This is a genomic window from Streptomyces murinus (assembly GCF_002154555.1).
GTDB lineage: Bacteria > Actinomycetota > Actinomycetes > Streptomycetales > Streptomycetaceae > Streptomyces > Streptomyces murinus.
The window spans coordinates 1-21342 of record NZ_MUNF01000118.1; the positions used below are offsets into that span (position 1 = coordinate 1).

Below are 21342 nucleotides of genomic sequence, written 5' to 3' on the forward strand. Positions count from 1 at the left end.
GACCGCGCGCGGAGCGGTTGTGCTCGATCTGCAGAGCCAGCGTCGACTTCCCGCAGTCCATCGTTCCGGAGAAGAACACCAGCTCGGGCATGAGGAGTTGAGCACCTTTCGGCGGAGAGGACGGAACAGCGGACGGGGTGGCGGTCAGGAGCGTACTTCGAGCAGCGGGACCAGCTGCTCCACGGGAGTCATCGAACCGTGGTTGCCCACCAGCGCGGACTCCTTGGGCTCCCGCTCGGAGGCGATGATCAGGACGTCGTCGGACGCGGCCGCGATCACATCGCCGAGCCGGGCGTACACCCGTTCGTCCACGTGCGGCCCGAACCAGCCGGCCTCGATCGCCTCGTCGCACGAGGCCACCCAGAACTGCTCGCCGAGCACCTCGCGCCAGCAGGTCAGTACGTCGTTGGCGGCGCCCGGCACCGCGTACACATGGCGGGCGCGGCCCTCGCCGCCGAGCAGGGCGACCCCGGCGCTCAGTTCCCAGTCCGTGTCGAAGTCGAAGCGGTGCTCCTCGTCGAACGGCACGTCGATCATGCCGTGGTCGGCGGTGACGTAGAGCGCGCTGCGCGGGGGCAGTTGCTCGGCGAGGCGCTGGGCGAGCCGGTCGACGTACATCAGCTGGCCGCGCCAGGTGTCGGAGGCGACGCCGTAGCGGTGGCCCGCGCCGTCGAGTTCGGCGTAGTACGTGTACACCAGCGAGCGGTCCCCGGCGGCCAGTTGCGCGGCCGCGAGGTCCATCCGCTCCTCGCCGGACAGCCTGCCGTGGAAGCTGCCGCCGCTGAGCGCGACCTTGGTGAGCGGGGTGTGCTGAAACGTGGGCGAGGAGACCTGTGCGGCATGCACCCCGGCGTCATGGGCCAGCTGGAAGACGGTGGGGTACGGCTGCCAGCGGCGCGGGTCGGTGTACGGCTGCCAGCGGAGCTGGTTCATCAGCGCGCCGGTGGCCGGGTCGCGGACCGTGTAGCCGGGCAGGCCGTGCGCGCCGGGGGGCAGGCCGGTGCCGACGGAGGCGAGGGAGGCCGCGGTGGTCGCCGGGTAGCCCGCGGTGAGCGGCCGCCCGGTGCCGCCGCGCGAGCTGCCGAGCAGCGAGTTGAGGAAGGGCGCCTCGTCCGGGTGGGCGCGCAGCTGCTCCCAGCCGAGGCCGTCGACCAGGAAGACGCAGGCGCGGTCGACCGGGGCCAGCTCGGTGATCCCGGCGGTCATGCCGGGGACGCCCATGCCGGCGGCGAGCGTGGGGAGCAGGTCGGCGAGGGAGCCGGTGCCGTACTCGGGCAGCGGGGCGGTGGCCAGGGCGAGGGGTTCCGGGTGGTCCCAGGCGGAGAGCTGGGACATCAGCGGTCGATGTCCGCGGTCGCCTCGGAGAGGGCCTGCGCGAAGGCGAGCGCCTCGCGCACCGTCTCGGGGCCGTCCCCGGCCTCGCTGACGCGCAGGCTGAGGTCGTCCGCCGTGGAGTTGCCCGTGTAGCCGTGGTCGGCGTCGCAGTTGGGGTCGCCGCAGGCGGCGGGCTCCAGGTCGATACGGCTGACCGCGCCCCAGCCGATGGTCAGCACGACCTCGCGGGGCAGGGTGCCCGGGGTGTACTGCTCGGGGTTGGCGACCACCCGGCTGACCACCACGGACGAGATCCGGCCGAGCTTCACCGACTCGGTGGAGGTGGTGGCGTACGGCGTCGGGGAGGTGCCGTCGGCGGCCTGCTCGTCGGTGTGGCTGACGATGAAGCGGTGGCCGGTGAGGACCAGGACGGTCACATGGCGGCGCACCTCGTTCTGGTCGAACGTGGTCTCCTGGTGGACCAGGTACGACCGGATGGGCTCGCCGCCCACGGCGGCCTCCACCGCCTCGGCCACGAGGGCCGGGTAGTAGCCGCTGCGCTCGATCGCCGCTCGCAGCCCCTGGGTCGTCGTACTGGTCTTGGCCATGGCGTCCATCCTAGTCCGTGGACAGGGGCGCTCCGGGCCAACGGGGCGGGCCGCCGGCGGGGGCTCCCGGCGTGTCAGGGGCGCCGGAACCGGGCGTCCGCGGGTCCGGTGGCCGGGTGTTCCTCGGGACCTGCCCGTGTCTGATCTCCACCCGCTCGGCGGCGATCAGACAGGACACGGGTTCGGATCCACCGGCGTCCGCCTCGAACGCGACCAGGACGGGCGGCCGCTCCCTGAGGCTCCGGGCCAGGCGCTCGGCCTCGTCGGCGGTGGGTGCGCGGAAGACCGGATCCTGGAAGGCGAGCGGGCAGGACTCCAGGGCGGGTGCGACGAAGACCACTTCCAGGGCGTGGTGGTACGTGAGGTCGTGATCGGCGGCAAGCCACGGTGCCCCGGCGTCCCAGCCGGTCACCTCCCGGTCCCACCAGCTGCCCTCGGGAGCCGGTGCCCGGCGATCCCCATCGGGCGCCGCTCAGTAGGCCGGCATGGTGCGCGGGCCGTGGTCGTCGCGGGCGGGCGGGGGCGCGAGGCGGACGGTGGCGCCGAGGACGTTCGCGCCGTGCGGGGCCACGACGACGGGCTCCAGGGTGACGGCGACCACTTCGGGGTGGTCGTCGACCAGGCGGGAGACCCGCAGCAGCAGTTCCTCCAGGGCGGGGGTGTCGACGGGGGTGGAGCCGCGCCAGCCGAACAGCAGGGGCGCGGTGCGGATCGCGCGCACCAGGGAGGTCGCCTCCCGGTCGGTGACCGGGATCAGCCGGTGCGCCGTGTCGTCCAGCAGCTGGGAGGCCGCGCCGGCGAGACCGAAGGACAGCACGGCTCCGGCCGCCGGGTCGATCACGGTCCGTACGACGGTGTCGACGCCCCGGGGTGCCATCCCCTGTACCACCGGGCGCAGCTCCTCCGGCTTGCCGAACAGCTCGCTCAACTCCGCGTACGCCCGGCGCAGTTGCTCCTCGTCCGCCAGGTCGAGGCGGACGCCGCCCAGGTCGGCGCGGTGCCGCAGGTGCGGGGCGGTCGCCTTCAGGGCCACCGGGTAGCCCAGGGCGCGGGCGGCTTCCACGGCGTCGTCGGGGGTGGGCGCGGGGAGCGCGCGGCGCACCCGGATGCCGTACTTCGCGAGCAGCTCGCAGGTCTGCGCGTCCGAGATCGTGAGCCCCTCCCCGCGCTCCAGCAGCTCCCCGATCAGCCGCGCGGCCCCCTTCTCGTCGATGTCCTCGTACTCCGGCACCCTTCCGGGCTCGGCCGCCTCCCGCCGCCACTGCCCGTACCGCACCGCTTCGGCGAGCGCGCGTACGGCGCGTTCGGCGGCGGGGTAGGCGGGGATGAGGCGGGGCGCTTCCGAGGCAGGCGCCCGGTCCGCCGCCGCGGTGGGCGGACGTTCCGCGGGACGGAGCGGGTGGGTACCGCCACCGGCACCGCCACCAGCACCGGGCGCCTTCTCGGTGCCGGGTGCCCTCTCGATACCGGCTGCCCGCACCGCGGCCGGTGCCGTACTCGCCGCCGCCGACAACGCCTCCGCCAGCCCGCCCAACTCCACATGCACCACCAGCACCGGCTTGCCCGGCACCCCGGCGGCGGCCGACCGCAGGGCCTCCGCCAGTTCCGCGTCCCCCGGTGACGCCTCCCCGATCGCGGGTATCGCCGTCACCACGACGGAGTCGTTCGTGTCATCGGCCAGCGCGGCGCTCAGCGCCCGGTGGAAGTCCTCCGGCGTGGCCCCGGTGGTCAGATCGAGCGGGCGCGCCGGCCGCAGCCCCTCGGCCAGGCACCGGTCGTACGTCAGCACGCCCAGCGACTCGGAGTTCCCGAGGATCGCCACCCGGGGCCCGGCGGGCAGCGGCTGCCGGGCGAGCAGCAGTCCGGCGTCGACCAGTTCCGTGATGGTGTCGACCCGGATCACCCCGGCCTGGCGCAGCAGGGCGGAGACGGTCGCGTGCGGCAGCCGCGTGGCGCGCACCGCGTGTCCCTGGGGGGCCGTGCCGGTGCCCTGCACCACGACCAGCGGCTTGGCCGCCGCCGTCCGCCGGGCGAGCCGGGTGAACTTGCGCGGGTTGCCGATGGTCTCCAGGTACATGAGGACGACGTCGGTGTCCGGGTCCTCGTACCAGTACTGGAGGACATCGTTGCCGGACACGTCCGCCCGGTTTCCCGCGGAGACGAACGTGGAGACGCCGGTGGTCCCGGTGACCCCGCCGCCGCGCCGGTGCAGCCGGGACAGCAGCGCGATGCCGATGGCGCCGGACTGGGCGAACATGCCGATGCGGCCGGGGCGCGGCATCTCGGGGGCGAGGGAGGCGTTCAGGCGCACGTCCGGGGCGGTGTTGATGACGCCGAACGCGTTGGGCCCGATGATCCGCATGCCGTAGGCGCGCGCCTGCCGCACCAGCGCCCGCTGCCGCTCCTTGCCCTCGGGACCGCTCTCGGCGTATCCGGCGCTGAGCACGACAAGCCCTTGGACGCCGTGTTCCCCGCACTCGGCGACCACCGCGGGCACGTACTCGGCCGGTACGGCGACGACGGCGAGGTCCACCGGTCCGTCGACCTCCCGCACACAGCGGTACGCGGCCACCCCGTCGACCTCCGCCAGGTCCTCGGGGAACGCCTTGTTCACGGCGTACAGCGGGCCCTCGTAGCCGGCGTCGCGGATGTTGGCGAGGACACTGCGGCCGACCCCGCCGGGCGCGCGGCCGACGCCGATGACCGCGACGGAGCCGGGTGCGAGCAGCCGCTGCACCGAGCGTGCCTCGGCGCGCTGCTCGCGCGCGTACTGCACGGCGAGGGCGCGGTCGGTGGGTTCGAGGTCCAGTTCCAGGCGTACGACGCCGTCCTCGAAGCTGCGCTTCTGGGTGTACCCGGCGTCCGTGAACACCTTGATCATCTTGTTGTTGGCGGGCAGCACCTCGGCGGCGAAGCGGCGGATGCCCCGCTCCCGGGCGACGGCCGCGATGTGCTCAAGAAGGGCGGAGGCGACCCCCCTGCCCTGATGGGCGTCCTGCACCAGGAAGGCGACCTCGGCCTCGTCGGCCGGTCCGGACGCGGGCGCACCGCCGGCCCCGATGCGGTCGTAGCGCACGGTCGCGATGAACTCGCCGCCCACGGTGGCCGCGAGGCCCACCCGGTCCACGAAGTCGTGGTGCGTGAAGCGGTGGACGTCCTTGGCGGAGAGCCGGGGGTAAGGGGCGAAGAAACGGTAGTACTTGGACTCGTCCGAGACCTGCTCGTAGAAGTGGACCAGGCGGTCGGCGTCGTCGACGGCGATGGGCCGGATGCGGGCGGTCCCTCCGTCCCGCAGCACCACGTCCGCCTCCCAGTGCGCGGGGTACTCGTACCGGCTCTGCGGTTCCGCCGAGGTTCGCATGGGCCCCAGCGTACGGCTCGCGTACGACAACGGCGCGGGGCACTCTGTGGAGCACGGCGGAGGGGGTGCGCAGCCCCTCTTCTGGCACGCTTCACGATATGGAACACTGGTCTAGACAACCCTGAACAGTGAAGGGCAGCAACACATGGCTGAGCGCCGCGTCAACGTCGGCTGGGCCGAGGGTCTTCACGCCCGCCCCGCCTCCATCTTCGTCCGGGCCGCCACGGCCGCAGGCATCCCGGTGACGATCTGCAAGGCCGGTGGCAGCCCGGTCAACGCGGCCTCCATGCTGGGTGTTCTGGGCCTGGGCGCCCAGGGCGGCGAGGAGATCGTGCTCGCCTCCGAGGCCGAGGGCGCGGACGCCGCCCTGGACCGGCTGGCCAAGCTGGTCGCCGAGGGCCTGGAAGAGCTGCCCGAGACGGTCTGAGCGGGATCCGGGTCCGTCCGCGGACCCGGGACGGTCCGAGCGGGATATCGAGAAGCCGCGCCATCCTCAGTGGGTGGCGCGGCTTCCGCGTTTTCGGCGCGCCACCGTATTAGCCACGGCCGGCATTCACCATGGCCCGTTCACGGAAATTCAGGGCATCCGGAAATAAACGGCCGCCGAATATACCGCCCACTTTGTATACGGCACCGATGTTAATTCCCCGCACCGGACATGTTTACGGCATGTTGCGAAGTCCGCGTGCGCGGCGCGGTCCCGGGGACCCGCAGCCGGTGCGCCGCCGTCGCCCGCTCGGTGTGCAGCGCGGTCACCGCGCGGGCGCGCTCGCCGTCGCCGCGGGCCACCGCGTCCACGATCGCGCCGTGCTCCGCCCAGGTGCCGACCACGTCGGGCGGGGTTTCCACCGTGTACATCCAGGCGATCTTGTGGCGCAGCTGGACGAGTGCCGAGGTCAGCGAGGGGCTGCCGCAGGACTGGGCCAGCGTCTCGTGGAACCAGCCGTCCAGGGCGCGGAGATCCTCGCTGCCGCCCCTCCTGGCGCGCTCCTGGCCCAGCCGGACCAGGCCGCGCAGCACCTTCAGATGGGCCTCGGTACGGCGCCGGGCGGCGCGTGCGGCACCGAGCGGCTCCAGCAGCAGGCGCATCTCCAGCAGGTCGGCGGCCTCCTGCTCGGTCGGCTCGGCCACGCACGCGCCCGCGTGCCGGCGGGTCACCACGAAGCCCTCCGCCTCCAGGGTGCGCAGGGCCTCGCGCACGGGGACGCGGGAGACGCCGTAGCGGCGGGCGAGCACCTCCTCGGTGAGGCGGCCGCCGCGTTCGAGGGCGCCGGCGACGATGTCGTCCCGGATCGCCGTGCACACCGATTGCGCCGGAATACGCATGACCGACCTCCGCCTTAATACCCGCGACACGACACCGACGACGGACGCGTTTTTCCGTGACTCTATTCCACCGCGCCGTAATTTCCGATGGCGGGCCCCGAACCATGGATATTTTTTGGACAGGGTCCGGCGAGAACCGCCGGGGAATGGCGAAAGCCCCGGCCGGGTGGGCCGGGGCTTTCGATGCCGTGCGGGTCGGTCAGACGTTCACGCCGTGGCCGCGGAGGTAGGCGAGGGGGTCGACGTCGGAGCCGTAGTCGGGGCCGGTGCGCGCCTCGAAGTGCAGATGCGGGCCGGTGACATTGCCGGTCGCGCCGGACAGGCCGATCTGCTGGCCCGCGGTGACCTGCTGGCCCACCGTGACACCGATGGACGACAGATGGCCGTACTGGGTGTACATGCCGTCGGCCATGCGGAGCACGATCTGGTTGCCGTACGCCCCGCCCCAGCCGGTGGAGACGACGGTGCCGACGCCGACCGCGTGCACGGAGGTGCCGGTCATGGCGTGGAAGTCGATGCCGGTGTGGGAGCCGGAGGACCACAGAGAGCTGCTGGCCTTGTAACCGGTGGACACGTAGGAGTGCGCGATCGGGGCGACGAAGGTGTTCAGCCGCTTGCGCTCGGCCTCGCGGGCGGCGCGGGCCTTGGCCGCGCGGGCCTCCTTGGCGCGCACCGCGGCGGCCTTCTCGGCCGCCTCGTGCTCGGCGATCCGCTGCTGGGCGACGGCCTGGGCGTCGATGTGCTCGGCGAGGTCGTCGCTGGCGGTGAGCACCGGGGTGAGGCCGGTCTGCTCGACGGTGTGCTCGGCGGCGAGCGCCGGGGACGCGGCGAGGGTGCCGATGACACCGGTGGTCGTCAGGGCCGCGACGCCGGCCGCCTGGGCGGTGGTGCGCTTGACCCGGCCGGGCTTGCGGTGCTTCCCGGTGGCGCATATGAACGCCATGTGTGTGGCTGTTCCTTTCCTTCCCTCTCGCCTACCGGGTTAGCTGACGGGTTCGGAGCAGGAAGGTCTCCTACGGGCCCCGCGCTCGCGCACGGACGCCCGATTCACCCCAGGGACATGTGGGTCCCCGGCTCCCCTGACTCGCGTCTCGGGGACTCGGCGATGGCTGTCCGGTGCCGCGGCTGCGGCGCACTGCCCGACGGACAACCCGGACGACGCTAAGCGGACCGGCTCTCAATCCTCAAACAGAACGCGGATTTTGTAGCGCATCCCACAGGGCAGACGGGCAACCTCCGCCTCAATTCGGACATCTTGAGGAGAGAGTGGAACAAAGTGGGGCCCTGACGACCCGTAGGCCGTCAGGGCCCCGCCCGTAAGGGGACCGTCCGGGTGCGCGGTTACTCGGCCGCCACCACGGTGACCTCGCCGATGCCCAGCGCCTCCACGGGCGCCTTGATCTCCGAGGCGTCACCCACGAGGACCGTCACCAGGCGGTCCACCGGGAAGGCGTTGACGGCCGCCGCGGTGGCCTCCACGGTGCCCGTCGCGGCCAACTGCCGGTAGAGCGTCGCCTGGAAGTCGTCGGGCAGATGCTGCTCCACCTGGTCGGCGAGCGTGCCCGCGACGGCCGCCGCGGTCTCGTACTTCAGCGGCGCGACCCCGACCAGGTTCTGTACGGCGACGTCACGCTCGGCGTCGGTCAGGCCCTCCGCCGCGAGGGTGCGCAGCACCTTCCACAGGTCGTCCAGCGCGGGGCCGGTGTTGGGCGTGTCCACGGAGCCGCTGATGGCCAGCATGGAGGCGCCGTTGCCGTCGGGTCCGGAACGGAGCACCTGGCCGAACGCGCGCACACCGTAGGTGTAGCCCTTCTCCTCGCGCAGGACGCGGTCCAGGCGGGAGGTGAGGGTGCCGCCGAGGCAGTAGGTGCCGAGCACCTGGGCGGGCCACACCCGGTCGTGCCGGTCCGAGCCGACCCGGCCGATGAGCAGCTGTGTCTGGACGGCGCCGGGCCGGTCCACGATGACGACACGCCCGGTGTCGTCGGCCGTCACCGCGGGCACCGGGCGGGGCTCGCCCGGGGTGCCGGTCCAGGCGCCCAGGGTCTCGCCGAGCAGCGCGTCCAGGTCGATGCCGGTGAGGTCGCCGACCACGACCGCGGTGGCGGTGGCGGGGCGCACATGGCGGTCGTAGAAGGCGCGTACGGCGGCCGCGTCGATCTTCTCGACGGTCTCCTCGGTGCCCTGGCGCGGCCGGGACATGCGCGAAGTCGCCGGGAACAGCTCCTTGGAGAGCTCCTTGGCGGCGCGCCGGGCCGGGCTGGCCAGCTCGTGCGGGATCTCGTCCAGGCGGTTGCGGACCAGCCGCTCGACCTCGCTCTCGGCGAAGGCGGGGGCCCGCAGCGCGTCGGCGACCAGGCCGAGGCCCTTGGCCAGGCGCGAGGCGGGGACCTCCAGGCTGATCCGGACGCCGGGGTGGTCCGCGTGGGCGTCCAGGGTGGCGCCCGCGCGCTCCAGCTCGGCGGCGAACTCCTCGGCCGAGTGCTTGTCGGTGCCCTCGGAGAAGGCGCGCGCCATGATGGTGGCGACGCCGTCCAGGCCGGTCGGCTCGGCGTCCAGGGGGGCGTCGAGGAGCACCTCGACGGCGACGACCTGCTGGCCGGGACGGTGGCAGCGCAGCACGGTCAGACCGTTGTCGAGCGCGCCGCGCTCGGGGGCCGGGAAGGCCCACGGCTTCGCCTCGCCGGCCTGCGGCTGCGGGTGGAAGTCCATGGTGGCGAGCTGCTCGGTCACTTGGCCGTCTCCTCGTTCTCGTTTCCGGCCTCTACGGTGGCCTCCGACTCCGGGTCCTGAGGCACATCGGCGTCCTCGACGGCCTGCGGGGACTTCGGCTCGTAGACCAGGACGGCGCGGTTGTCGGGACGCAGCCGGGCCTTGGCGACCTCCCGGACCTCCTCGGGGGTGACCTCCAGGATGCGCTGCACGGCGTTCAGGGCGAGCTGCGGGTCGCCGAACAGGACGGCGTAGCGGCACAGTTCGTCGGCGCGGCCCGCGACGGTGCCGAGCCGGTCAAGCCACTCGCGCTCCAACTGGGCCTGGGCGCGCTCCATCTCCTCCGCGGTGGGGCCCTCCTCGGCGAACCGGGCCAGCTCCTCGTCGATGGCGGTCTCGATGACCGGCACCTCGACATCACCGGAGGTCTTCACGTCCAGCCAGCCCATGGAGGGCGCCCCGGCCAGCCGCAGCAGCCCGAAGCCGGCCGCGACGGCCGTACGGTCGCGCCGCACCAGCCGGTTGTACAGCCGGGAGGACTCGCCGCCGCCGAGGACGGTCAGGGCGAGGTCGGCCGCGTCGCAGTCGCGCGTGCCGTCCTGCGGCAGCCGGTAGGCGGCCATCAGGGCGCGCGCCGGGACCTCCTCGACGACGACCTCGCGCAGCTGCTCGCCGATGACCTCCGGCAGGGAGCCGTCACGGGGCGCGGACTTGCCGTCATGGCCCGGGATGGAGCCGAAGTACTTCTCGATCCAGGCGAGGGTCTGCTCGGGGTCGATGTCGCCGACCACGGAGAGCACCGCGTTGTTCGGCGCGTAGTAGGTGCGGAAGAACTGGCGGGCGTCCTCCAGGGTGGCCGCGTCCAGGTCCGCCATCGAGCCGATCGGCGTGTGGTGGTAGGGGTGGCCCTCGGGGTACGACAGGGCGGTCAGCTTCTCGAACGCGGTGCCGTAGGGGACGTTGTCGTAGCGCTGGCGGCGCTCGTTCTTGACGACGTCGCGCTGGTTCTCCATGGACTCGTCGTCCAGTGCGGTCAGCAGCGAGCCCATGCGGTCGGCCTCCAGCCAGAGCGCGAGCTCCAGCTGGTGGGCGGGCATGGTCTCGAAGTAGTTGGTGCGCTCGAAGCTGGTGGTGCCGTTGAGCGAGCCGCCGGCGCCCTGCACCAGTTCGAAGTGGCCGTTGCCCTTGACCTGCCCGGAACCCTGGAACATCAGGTGCTCGAAGAGGTGGGCCAGGCCGGTGCGCCCCTCGACCTCGTGGCGGGAGCCGACGTCGTACCAGAGGCAGACCGCCGCCACGGGGGTCAGGTGGTCCTCGGAGAGCACCACGCGCAGACCGTTGGCCAGGCGATGCTCGGTCGCTGTCAGGCCCCCGGAGCCTGCCTGGGCTGTGGTCGTGTGACCCATGGGCATGTACGTCCCTTCGCGAGCGGAGGCGGTTGTGAAAACCGCGTTTTTCCTGCCGTTCCTGCCACTGTATGCAAAGCGTGCGAGGCCCCGGCGAAGTTCCCGCGGCACGTACGCCGACAGCGGATCGCGTAGCCTGCCTCGCACCCGGATCACGGTGATCGTCCGGGGCGGCGGTCCGGGTTGTCAGTGCCCCGGTCCACAATGGTCCGCGACAGATCCGTCAGACGCTTCAGCACGAGCGAGCCGAAGGGTGCGCGCCCCGAAGGCGAGCGATCAGATCAGGAGGAGCCGGCAGCGATGGCCCGCCGCAGCACGAAGACCCCGCCGCCCGACGATTCGTACGAGGAGAAGATCCTCGACATCGACGTCGTGGACGAGATGCGTGGCTCCTACCTCGAGTACGCGTACTCGGTCATCTACTCGCGCGCCCTGCCGGACGCCCGTGACGGCCTCAAGCCGGTGCACCGCCGGATCGTCTATCAGATGAACGAGATGGGCCTGCGCCCCGAACGCGGCTATGTGAAGTGCGCGCGTGTCGTGGGCGAGGTCATGGGCAAGCTCCACCCGCACGGCGACGCGTCGATCTACGACGCCCTGGTGCGCATGGCCCAGCCCTTCTCCATGCGGCTGCCGCTGGTCGACGGCCACGGCAACTTTGGCTCGCTGGGCAACGACGACCCGCCGGCCGCCATGCGTTACACCGAGTGCCGGATGGCCGAGGCCACCAGCCTGATGACCGAGTCCATCGACGAGGACACGGTCGACTTCACGCCGAACTACGACGGCCAGGAGCAGGAGCCGGTCGCCCTGCCCGCCGCCTTCCCGAACCTCCTGGTCAACGGCTCCTCGGGCATCGCGGTCGGCATGGCGACCAACATGCCGCCGCACAATCTGCGCGAGGTCGTGGCCGCCGCCCGCCATCTGGTCAGGAACCCGAACGCGGACCTGGACGCGCTGATGAAGCACGTCCCCGGCCCGGACCTGCCCACCGGCGGCCGGATCGTCGGCCTGGACGGCATCCGGGACGCGTACGCGACCGGCCGCGGCACCTTCAAGATGCGCGCGACGGTCTCGGTCGAGCCCGTGACCGCCCGCCGCAAGGGCCTGGTGGTCACCGAACTGCCGTTCACGGTGGGCCCGGAGAAGGTCATCGCGAAGATCAAGGACCTGGTCAACGCGAAGAAGGTCCAGGGCATCGCCGACGTCAAGGACCTCACCGACCGCGAGCACGGACTGCGCCTGGTCATCGAGATCAAGAACGGCTTCGTGCCCGAGGCCATCCTGGAGCAGCTCTACAAGCTGACGCCGATGGAGGAGTCCTTCGGCATCAACAACGTGGCCCTGGTGGACGGCCAGCCGCTCACCCTGGGCCTGAAGGAACTCCTCGAGGTCTACCTCGACCACCGCTTCAACGTGGTGCGCCGGCGCAGCGAGTTCCGCCGCAGCAAGAAGAGCGACCGGCTGCACCTGGTCGAGGGCCTGCTGACCGCCCTGGTCGACATCGACGAGGTCATCCGGCTGATCCGGTCCAGCGACAACTCCGCGCAGGCCAAGGAGCGCCTGATGGGGCGCTTCTCGCTGAGCGAGGTGCAGACGCAGTACATCCTCGACACGCCGCTGCGCCGGCTCACCAAGTACGACCGCATCGAGCTGGAGGCGGAGAAGGACAAGCTCACCGAGGAGATCGCGGAGCTGACCCGGATCCTGGACTCCGACCAGGAGCTGCGCAAGCTGGTCTCGGCCGAACTGGCCGCCGTGGCCAAGAAGTTCGGCACCGACCGGCGCACCGTCCTGCTGGAGGCCGGCGGCGCCCCCGCTGCGGTCGTGCCGCTCCAGGTGGCCGACGACCCGTGCCGGGTGCTGCTGTCCTCCACGGGGCTGCTGGCGCGTACCGCGACCGCCGAGCCGTTCCCCGGCCAGGCGGGCGGCAAGCGGGTCAAGCACGACGTGATCATCTCGGCGGTGCCGGCGACGGCGCGCGGTGAGATCGGCGCGGTGACCTCGACGGGCCGGCTGCTGCGGATCAACGTGGTCGACCTGCCGCAACTGCCCGAGGCGACGGGCGCGCCGAACCTCTCCGGGGGCGCGCCGCTCACGGAGTTCGTGTCCCTGGAGGACGACGAGAGCGTGGTCTGCCTGACCACGCTGGACGAGTCCTCCCCCGGTCTCGCGCTCGGCACCGAGCAGGGTGTGGTCAAGCGCGTGGTGCCCGACTACCCGTCCAACAAGGACGAGTTGGAGGTCATCACGCTCAAGGAGGGCGACCGGATCGTCGGCGCGGTGGAGCTGCGCACCGGCGAGGAGGACCTGGTCTTCATCACGGACGACGCACAACTGCTGCGCTTCCAGTCCTCGATCGTGCGTCCGCAGGGCCGCCCGGCGGGCGGTATGGCGGGCATCAAGCTCACCGAGGGCGCGAAGGTCATCTGCTTCACGGCGGTCGACCCGGCCGCCGACGCCGTGGTCTTCACGGTGGCCGGCTCGCGCGGCACCCTGGACGACTCGGTGCAGACGACGGCCAAGCTGACGCCGTTCGACCAGTACCCGCGCAAGGGCCGGGCCACCGGCGGCGTGCGCTGCCAGCGGTTCCTGAAGGGCGAGGACTGTCTGGCGCTGGCCTGGACGGGCCCGGTGCCCGCGCGCGCGGCGCAGAAGAACGGCACCCCGGCCGAGCTGCCGGAACCGGACCCGCGCCGGGACGGCTCCGGCACCTCGCTGCCGAAGACGGTGTGGGTGGTCGCGGGGCCGGTCTTCTAGCTAGCCGCCGCAGGGCTCCGGGTCGGGTTCGTCCTCGGAGCCCTGTACGTAGCGCAGGACGCCCCACATGCCGTGCTCGTCGGCGTGCGGGGCGTCGCTCTCGCAGCCCTTCAGTTCCGTGCCGAGCGCCTCGGTGTCGATGCCGGAGCCGATCAGCACCAGTTGGGTGCGGCGTTCGTCGGCGGGCGCCCAGGGCTCGGGGTAGAAGCGCAGGAACCGGCCGACGGCGTGCATGGTGTACCGGTTGCGGAGGTCGTTGGGGCCGAGGTCGACATGTCCCTTGATCCGGTACAGCCCCTCGGGCCGGCTGTCCAGGAACCGCATCAGACGGCGCGGGTCCAGGGGGACGTCGGAGACGAAGGACAGGCTGTCGTAGCCGGTGTGCAGGTGTCCGGCGTGGCCACTGCGGCCGAGGCCGTCCGTGCCGCGGTCGTCGCCATGGCTGTCGTTGTGGTCGTGGTCGTGGTCGTGCAGATCGTCGAAGGACAGCTGGCCGATGCGTTCCTCGCTCGGCCGGCAGTCGAAGAGGAACTCGGGGTCGACGCGCCCGTAGGTGGCGGGCACGACGGCGGCCCGGTCGGTCAGCGACCCCACCAGGGCGAGTACCCGTTCGGGGTCCGCGGTCCGGTCCAGCTTGTTGACGACGACCAGGTCGGCGAGGGCGAGATGCCGGTCGATCTCGGGGTGCCGCGCGCGCGTGTCGTCGAACTCGGCGGCGTCCACGACCTCGACCAGACCGCCGTAGACGATGCCGGGATGCTCACTGGCGAGCACCATCCGCACCAGCTCCTGGGGTTCGGCGAGTCCGCTGGCCTCGATGACGATCACATCGACACCGGTCTCGGGCGCGGCGAGCTTGCCCAGGTAGACGTCGAGTTCGCCGGCGTCCACGGCGCAGCACAGGCAGCCGTTGCCGAGGGAGACGGTGGAGTCGCCGAGGGCGCCCGCGACGGCCAGCGCGTCGATCTCTATGGCACCGAAGTCATTGACGATCGCCCCGATCCTGCTGCCCGCGCTGCGGTGCAGCAGGTGATTGAGGAGCGTGGTCTTCCCCGATCCGAGAAACCCGGCCAGGACGACGACCGGAATCTGCTGCTGGGGACGACGACCGCCGTCCGTCTCGTGCACCGAGTTGTTCCCCAAGGGGCGACCTTTCTCCTGTGACCGGGCTGCGGACCAGGATAAAAGGGTTCGGGGGTGGGGACGGGCCCTGGGAGGGGGAGCCGAAGGCGCCTGAGGCGGCGCGGGAGGCACCCGAGGTGGGGCGGGAGGCGTCCCGGTCCCGGGATCCGGCAGAAGGACTCGGGCCCGGCCGGCCCGATCGACCCGGCGAGGCGGTCGGCCCGGCGAGGCGGTCGGCCCGGCGAGGCGGTCGGCCCGGCGAGGCGGTCGGCCCGTCACACCGCGGGTACCGGCACCGCCGGTTCCGGCCCCACATACCGCGCCGCCGGGCGGATGATCTTCGAGTCGGCGGCCTGTTCCAGGATGTTGGCGCTCCAGCCCACCACCCGGCCCGCCGCGAAGGTCGGGGTGAACATCTCCCGGGGCAGGCCGCACAGTTCCATGACCACACCGGCGTAGAACTCGACGTTGGTGTGGAGTTCACGGCCCGGCTTCAGCTCGGCGAGGACGGCTTCGACCCGGCGTTCGACCTCCACCGCGAACTCCACCCGGGGGCCGCCGAAGCCGAGGGCGATCTCCCGGAGCATCCGCGAACGCGGGTCCTCCGTGCGGTAGACGGCGTGTCCAAAGCCCATGATCCGCTCGCCGGCCAGCACCCGTTCCCGGATCCAGGCATCGACACGGTCAGGCGTGCCGATCGCGTCCAGGGTGTCCAGGGCCCGGCTGGGCGCCCCTCCGTGCAACGGGCCGGACAGCGCGCCCACGGCACCGGTCAGACAAGCCGCCGCGTCGGCCCCGGTGGACGCGATGACCCGGGCCGTAAAGGTTGATGCATTGAATCCGTGATCAATGGTGGAGATCAAGTATTGCTCGACCGCTCGTGCTCGACGTGGGTCGGGTACCGAACCGGTCAACATGTACAGGTAGTTGGCGGCGTACGGCAGGTCCTCCCGCGGCTCCACGGGCTCAAGCCCCCGCCCCAGCCGGTACAGCGCGGTGAGCAACGTGGGTACGGCGGCGCAGGCGGCGAGCGTGTCGGCGCGGCGCCGGTCGGCGTCCAGGTCGTACAGCGGCCGGAATCCCCGTGCCGCGCCCAGCAGGGACAGCCCGGTGCGCAGTCCGGCCAGCGGTCCGGAGGCGCGGCTCGCGGCGGCGATCGCGGGCAGGCTCGCCCGGACCTCCTCGGGCAGCCGCCGCAGCGCCGCGGTCTCGGCGGCGAAGGCAGCAGCACGCTCGGCATCCGGCAGGGTGCCGTGCACGAGCAGGTGCCAGACGTCCTCGAAACGGCGGGTGGCGGCGAGGTCGACGGCCGAGTACTGCCGGTAGTGGTAGAAGCCCTCCCTCCCCCGTACGTCGCCGATCTCCGTCTCGGTGACGACGACGCCGGCGAGACCGCGGGGGACGTCGACGAGGGGCGTTGCGGTCCTGTTGATGGCCATGATTGTCCTCTCTGAGCTTGATCCGACTGTCCACTCTTGACGTTAAAACTGTCAACGTTGATTGAATCAATAGAAAGAAAGTTGGCCATCAAGGTGTGCAGAGACCGCTACGGTGACCCTCATGCGCGATCACGAACCCGCCCCCAACCGCCCGGGGCGAAGGCTGACCACCAAGGAGACCGCCGAACTGCTCGGTGTGAAGCCCGAGACGGTCTACGCGTATGTCAGCCGCGGCCTGTTGAGCAGCAAGCGCGAGCCCGGCGGCCGTGCCAGCACCTTCGAGGCGCGCGAGGTGGAGGACCTGGCCCGGCGCAACCGCCGTGAGAGCGCCGGGATCCCGGGCTCCGGCGGCGATCTCTCGGTGCGCACCCGGATCACCCTGATCGAGGCCGACCGGTACTACTACCGGGGCGTCGACGCCACCGAACTGGCCGCCCGGCACTCCTACGAGGAGGTCGCGGAGTGGCTGTGGACCGGCCGGCTCGTCCCCGGTACGGCCTTCATCGCGCCCGAGGCGACCGTGCGCACCGCCCGCTGGGCCGTGGAGGCGCTGCCCGAGCACACCTCCCCCATCGACCGGCTGCGGGTCGCGACGATCGCCGCGGCGGCCGAGGACCCGCTGCGTTTCGACCTGTCCGAAGAGGCCGTCCTGAACACGGCGCGCGTGCTCATCCCCACGCTCGTCGACGCCCTGCCGCCGATCGCGCACGACCCCGGGGACGACGCGCCGCTCGCCCACCGCCTGTGGTCCCGGCTGACCGCCCGCCCGGCGGACGAGGACGCCGTGCGCGTACTGGACGCCGCGCTGGTCCTGCTCGCCGATCACGACCTGGCCGCCTCCACGCTCGCGGTCCGGGTCGCCGCCTCCGCGCGGGCGCACGCCTACGCGACCGTCTCGGCCGGGCTCGGCGTCCTGGAGGGCCCGCTGCACGGCGCCAGCAGCGGGCTGGCCCACCGGATGCTGCTGGACGTGCTCGAACTGGGCAACGCGGGCCCGGTGATCGCCGACGAACTGCGCGCCGGACGCCGTGTCCCCGGGCTCGGCCACCGCCTCTACACCGGCAAGGACCCCCGCGCACAGGTCCTGTTCGGCCTGCTGGAGCGGCTCCCCCGCGCCGAACCCGCCCTGCTCGCCGCACGCGACATCGTCGCCACGACCGCCCGGCACACCCCGCTGCACGCCAATGTCGACCTGGCGCTCGCGGTGTTCACCTCCTCCTTCGGCATGCCCGCCACCGCCGGCGAGACGATCTTCGCGGTCGCCCGTATCGCGGGCTGGATCGCGCACGCCCTGGAGGAGTACGGCGAACGCCCGCTGCGGATGCGTCCCGTCGGCCACTACGTAGGCCCGCGCCCGCCGCAGCCCCTCCCCCAGGCCGACTGAGTCCCCACGGCTCGCCCGCCGGGAGCCACGCCCCTCCGGGAGGCCGGTGCCCTGCCCTGAGCGGGGCACGGCCCCGGCCGGAAGTCGCCCTGGCCTGAGTCAGGTTAGGCTCACCTCTGTGAGTAGGTGCGCGTCCGTCTCCCTGAGCCTCGACGAGCCCGTTTCGGCGACGGCGGCCACGGCGACGACATGGCTGCTGCTGGAACAGCCCGGCCCGTGGGGCGCCAAAGCGCTCACTTCGAGCCATCTGGACCCGGCGGTCGGCCGCGCCCTGGAGACGGCCGCGTCGGGCACCGGGGTGCGCGTGGCCCTCATCCGGCGCCCCGGCCGCCACGCCGACCCCGGCACCGGCGAGATCCGCCAGGTCTACGCCGCCCACACCGTGCCGGGCCGCGGCTGGCTGCGCGCGGCCACCACCCGCGATCCCCGCCACCTGCTCGATCTGGACCTCGGCGCCCTCGGCGCGGGCGATCACCGCTCCTTCGACGCGGTGCTCGGCGGACGTCCGCACACCGGCGATCCGCTCGCGCTCGTGTGCACCAACGGCAAGCGCGACCGCTGCTGCGCCCTGCTGGGCCGACCGCTCGCCACCGAGCTCGCCGCGGCGGGGGAAGACGGGGTCTGGGAGGTCACTCATCTGGGTGGACATCGCTTCGCGCCGACGGTGCTCGTGCTGCCGTACGGATACGTCTACGGCCGCGCCGACGCGCGCACCCTCAAGAAGGCCCTGGACGGCGTCCGGGAGGGCCGGGTGGCGGTCGCCGGGTGCCGCGGCTGCTCCGCCTTCGAACGCCCCGGGCAAGCGGCCGAGCTGGCGGTGCGCGAGGCGGCGGGCGAGTACCGGGCGGGCGCGCTGGGCGTCGTACGGACCGACGGCGCGGCGCCGCGCTGGGCGGTGACCGTCGCCCATGCCGACGGCCGCCGCTGGCGGGTCACCGTGGCGCGCGGCGCGGCGCTGCCGCCGCGCCCGGAGAGCTGCGGCGCCGCGGTGCTCGGCACACCGGCGCGGATGACCGTCGTCGCGGTGCGTGAGCTGCGCCCGACGGCGCTGGCGAGCTGAACCACGCGGCGGGCGCACCCCGTACTGTCGTCCCCCATGAGTCCGACTCCCTCCGCACGCCGTCTGCGCCTCGGTATGCCACGGCGGGTGTTCTCGCAGGTGCTGCTCATGCAGGTGACCATCGCCGCGGGCGTCGCGGTGCTGGTGACCGGCCTGTTCCTCGCGCCGCTGAGCAAACAGCTGGACCACGAGGCGATGCGCCGCGCGCTGGCCATCGCCGAGACCACGGCCCAGGACCCACAGATCGCCCAGGGCCTGCTGACCACGCCGCCGACCAAGGACGGCCCGGTGCAGCAGGAGGCCGAGCGGATCCGGCGCGCCACGCACGCCGAGTACATCGTGGTCCTGGACCGGCACTGGGTGCGCTGGTCGCATCCGACCACGTCGCAGATCGGCCGCATAGTGTCCACGAGCCCCTCCGGCGCCCTCGCGGGCAAGGAGGTCATGGAGATCGACCGGGGCACCCTGGGACGCTCCGCGCGCGGCAAGGTGCCGCTGTACGACGCCCACCACCGCCTGATCGGGGCGGTCTCGGTCGGCATCGCCTACGACAGCGTGCGCGCCCGGCTGATCGGTGTCATCCCGGGGCTGCTCGCCTACGCGGGCGGCGCCCTCGCGGTGGGCGCCCTGGCCGCCTGGCTGATCGCCCGCCGGGTGCAGCGGCAGACCCGGGACCTGGCGTTCTCCGACATCTCGGCGCTGCTCGCGGAGCGCGAGGCGATGCTGCACGGCATCCGTGAGGGCGTGGTCGCCCTGGACCGGGGCGGCCGGATCCGGCTGCTCAACGACGAGGCGCGGCGGCTGCTGGGCATCGGCGACGAGGCCGTGGGCCGCGCCCCCGACGAGGCGCTCGGGGAGGGCCGTACGACCGATGTGCTCGCCGGGCGGGTGACCGGCACCGATCTGCTGACGGTACGCGGCCGGCGGGTGCTGGTCGCCAACCGGATGCCCACCGACGACGGCGGTGCGGTGGCCACCCTGCGCGACCGCACCGAACTGGAGCAGCTGGGGCGCGAACTCGACTCCACACGCGGGCTGATCGACGCCCTGCGCGCCCAGGACCACGAGCACGCCAACCGGATGCACACCCTGCTCGGGCTGCTGGAACTGGAGATGTACGACGACGCGGTGGAGTTCGTCGGGGAGGTGGTCGGGGATCACCGGGTCACCGCCGAGCAGGTCACCGAGAAGGTCCAGGACCCGTTGCTGGCCGCCCTGTTGGTCGGCAAGGCGACGGTGGCCGCCGAGCGCGGGGTCGCCCTGTGGGTGTCGGAACGCAGCAGGCTCCCGGACCGGCTGGTCGACCCGCGGGGGCTGGTCACGGTCGTCGGCAACCTGGTGGACAACGCCCTGGACGCGGTCGCGGGCACTCCGCACGCGCGCGTGGAGGTCGAGTTGCGCGTCGAGGGCCGTACGGTCGTGCTCCAGGTACGGGACACCGGGCCCGGAGTGCCGCTGGACCAGCGGGAGTTGGTCTTCACCGAGGGGTGGTCCACCAAGCGGGCGCCCGTGCACGGCAAGCGGGGGCTCGGGCTGTCGCTGGTGCGCCGGCTCGCCGAACGCCAGGGCGGCAGCGCGACCGTGGACACCGCGGGCGGGGGCGGTGCGGAGTTCACGGTGGTGCTGCCGGAGGCGCTGGGCGAGCCGGAGCTGGAGCCCGGGCCCGGACGGCAGCCCGAGCCCACGGCACGCAACAGTTGATTGCCTTGACCACCCGCCGTACTACTTGACCGCCTTGGCGAACTCGGTCGTGTACGTCTTGCTCAGGTCGACGTTCGCGTTCTTGATGTTGGGGTTGAACGCCTTGAGCACCTTCTCCACGGTCTCGGGGCCGTTCTCCGGCATCACACCGTCGTCGGTGAACATCGGCAGGGTGCTCTTCACGGACTGGGTGTAGAGCGCCTTGTCGCCCTGGGAGTAGTCGGCGGGCATCTTGGCGGCTATCTCGTCGGCGCTGTGGGTGGACATCCACTTGAGCGTCTTGACGAATGCATTGACCAACTTCTGGACGGTCGCCTTGTGTCCGTTCACCCAGTCCGTCTGCATGTACAGACTTGACGACGGGTACGGCCCGCCCAGCGCCTGCTGCGAACCCTCGGGGGTGCGCATGTCGAGCAGGATCTTGCCGGCCTTCTTGTCGAGGATCGTCGCCACGGTCGGGTCGGTGGTCATGCCGCCGTCGATCGAGCCCTGCTGGAGCGCCGCGATGAAGGTCGGTCCCGCGCCCACCGCGACCGGCGTGAACTCGCTGACGTCCACGCCGTTCTTGACCGCCAGGTACTTGGTGAGGAAGTCGGTCGAGGACCCGAGCCCGGTCACCCCGAGCTTGCGGCCCTTGAAGTCCTTGGGCGAGGTGACATCGCCCGTGGCCTTGGCGGACACGACCTCCACCTCGCCCGGGGCGCGCGAGAACTGGACGACCGACTCGACCGACTTGCCCTTCACCTGGAGGTCGAGGGTGTGGTCGTAGAAGCCGACCGCGCCCTGCACCTGGCCGGCGACGAGCGCGGTCTCGGCCTGGACCCCGGCGGGCTCGGACATGAGCTGGACGTTCAGGCCCTCGTCCTGGAAGTAGCCGAGGCGCTGGGTGAGCATCGCGGGCATGTAGATGACCTTGTCGAGGCCGCCGACCATGATCTTGACGCTCTCGCCCTTGCCGCCGCCCCCGCCGGAGCCGGCCGCGGAACCGGCCGCGTCGTTGGCGCAGGCGGTGAGCGAGGACAGGGCGAGCAGGCCGGCGGCGGCCAGGGAGGCGTGTCTGGCGGTCTTGCGCATGGCGGTTCACGTCCTTGTGAGAGGGCGGTGCGGGTGAAGGTGTGGGGGGCTGGTCCTGCGGCGGGCCGGCCGGTG

At 72.4% G+C, this 21342-nt stretch carries 16 protein-coding genes, 1 pseudogene and 1 riboswitch; of the genes and pseudogenes, 5 read left to right on the top strand and 12 right to left on the bottom strand.

The window, feature by feature from the left end; all coding sequences use genetic code 11:
* The 5 genes and pseudogenes from CCN72_RS37965 to CCN72_RS09310 all read right to left on the bottom strand — a co-directional run.
* Nucleotides 1-91 (bottom strand): annotated as a pseudogene (locus CCN72_RS37965) (thymidine kinase); the annotation flags it as partial.
* 53 nt (nt 92-144) lie between these two features.
* The gene (locus CCN72_RS09295) at nt 145-1335 is read right to left on the bottom strand and encodes an alkaline phosphatase family protein (RefSeq protein WP_086807094.1); all 1191 of its coding nucleotides are present in this window, start codon (nt 1333-1335) and stop codon (nt 145-147) included.
* A complete protein-coding gene (locus CCN72_RS09300) occupies nt 1335-1922 on the bottom strand; it encodes a DUF5998 family protein (protein WP_085568793.1) in 588 nt (195 codons plus the stop codon). Before CCN72_RS09300 ends, CCN72_RS09295 begins: the two co-directional genes overlap by 1 nt.
* A gap of 10 nt (nt 1923-1932) precedes the next feature.
* Nucleotides 1933-2334, bottom strand: a complete 402-nt coding sequence (locus CCN72_RS09305; RefSeq protein WP_086807095.1) for a hypothetical protein — start codon at nt 2332-2334, stop codon at nt 1933-1935.
* 60 nt (nt 2335-2394) lie between these two features.
* Nucleotides 2395-5283: a bifunctional acetate--CoA ligase family protein/GNAT family N-acetyltransferase gene (locus CCN72_RS09310; protein WP_208637954.1), complete on the bottom strand. Its 2889-nt coding sequence runs from the start codon at nt 5281-5283 to the stop codon at nt 2395-2397.
* 145 nt (nt 5284-5428) lie between these two features.
* Here CCN72_RS09310 and CCN72_RS09320 point away from each other — a divergent pair, with 145 nt between their 5' ends.
* On the top strand, nt 5429-5710 hold the full coding sequence (locus CCN72_RS09320; protein ID WP_085566936.1) for an HPr family phosphocarrier protein: 282 nt from the start codon (nt 5429-5431) through the stop codon (nt 5708-5710).
* 212 nt (nt 5711-5922) lie between these two features.
* On the opposite strand, the gene CCN72_RS09325 is transcribed toward CCN72_RS09320, so the two are convergent.
* The 4 genes from CCN72_RS09325 to CCN72_RS09340 all read right to left on the bottom strand — a co-directional run bounded on the left by CCN72_RS09325 (nt 5923) and on the right by CCN72_RS09340 (nt 10733).
* Nucleotides 5923-6609 (bottom strand): GntR family transcriptional regulator, encoded by a 687-nt coding sequence (locus CCN72_RS09325; protein WP_086807097.1) that lies wholly within the window; start codon nt 6607-6609, stop codon nt 5923-5925.
* A gap of 199 nt (nt 6610-6808) precedes the next feature.
* Nucleotides 6809-7552, bottom strand: a complete 744-nt coding sequence (locus CCN72_RS09330; RefSeq protein ID WP_086807098.1) for a M23 family metallopeptidase — start codon at nt 7550-7552, stop codon at nt 6809-6811.
* Between the two features lie 13 nt (nt 7553-7565).
* A riboswitch (cyclic di-AMP (ydaO/yuaA leader) is annotated at nt 7566-7724 on the bottom strand.
* 226 nt (nt 7725-7950) lie between these two features.
* On the bottom strand, nt 7951-9321 hold the full coding sequence (locus CCN72_RS09335) for a M16 family metallopeptidase (RefSeq protein ID WP_085568792.1): 1371 nt from the start codon (nt 9319-9321) through the stop codon (nt 7951-7953).
* A gap of 17 nt (nt 9322-9338) precedes the next feature.
* Entirely contained in the window at nt 9339-10733 is a 1395-nt protein-coding gene (locus CCN72_RS09340) for a M16 family metallopeptidase (protein WP_085566933.1), read from the bottom strand.
* A gap of 294 nt (nt 10734-11027) precedes the next feature.
* Here CCN72_RS09340 and CCN72_RS09345 point away from each other — a divergent pair, with 294 nt between their 5' ends.
* Nucleotides 11028-13487, top strand: coding sequence for a DNA gyrase/topoisomerase IV subunit A (locus CCN72_RS09345; protein ID WP_086807099.1), 2460 nt, complete (start codon nt 11028-11030; stop codon nt 13485-13487).
* Here the strand turns inward: CCN72_RS09345 and CCN72_RS09350 are convergent, their stop codons facing one another.
* The gene (locus CCN72_RS09350; protein ID WP_244174165.1) at nt 13488-14630 is read right to left on the bottom strand and encodes a CobW family GTP-binding protein; all 1143 of its coding nucleotides are present in this window, start codon (nt 14628-14630) and stop codon (nt 13488-13490) included. It lies immediately after the preceding gene.
* Between the two features lie 254 nt (nt 14631-14884).
* Nucleotides 14885-16048, bottom strand: a complete 1164-nt coding sequence (locus CCN72_RS09355; RefSeq protein ID WP_086807100.1) for a citrate synthase/methylcitrate synthase — start codon at nt 16046-16048, stop codon at nt 14885-14887.
* Nucleotides 16049-16169: 121 nt separating this feature from the next.
* Here CCN72_RS09355 and CCN72_RS09360 point away from each other — a divergent pair, with 121 nt between their 5' ends.
* From CCN72_RS09360 to CCN72_RS09370, 3 genes are all read left to right on the top strand, one after another.
* A complete protein-coding gene (locus CCN72_RS09360) occupies nt 16170-17432 on the top strand; it encodes a citrate synthase (RefSeq protein WP_202442194.1) in 1263 nt (420 codons plus the stop codon).
* A 118-nt stretch (nt 17433-17550) separates the two neighbouring features.
* Complete coding sequence (locus CCN72_RS09365; protein WP_086807102.1) at nt 17551-18492, top strand: sucrase ferredoxin; 942 nt, start codon at nt 17551-17553, stop codon at nt 18490-18492.
* Between the two features lie 36 nt (nt 18493-18528).
* Nucleotides 18529-20193, top strand: coding sequence for an ATP-binding protein (locus tag CCN72_RS09370; RefSeq protein WP_208637955.1), 1665 nt, complete (start codon nt 18529-18531; stop codon nt 20191-20193).
* Nucleotides 20194-20214: 21 nt separating this feature from the next.
* Here the strand turns inward: CCN72_RS09370 and CCN72_RS09375 are convergent, their stop codons facing one another.
* The gene (locus CCN72_RS09375) at nt 20215-21267 is read right to left on the bottom strand and encodes an ABC transporter substrate-binding protein (protein ID WP_086807103.1); all 1053 of its coding nucleotides are present in this window, start codon (nt 21265-21267) and stop codon (nt 20215-20217) included.
* Between the last annotated feature and the right edge of the window lie 75 nt (nt 21268-21342).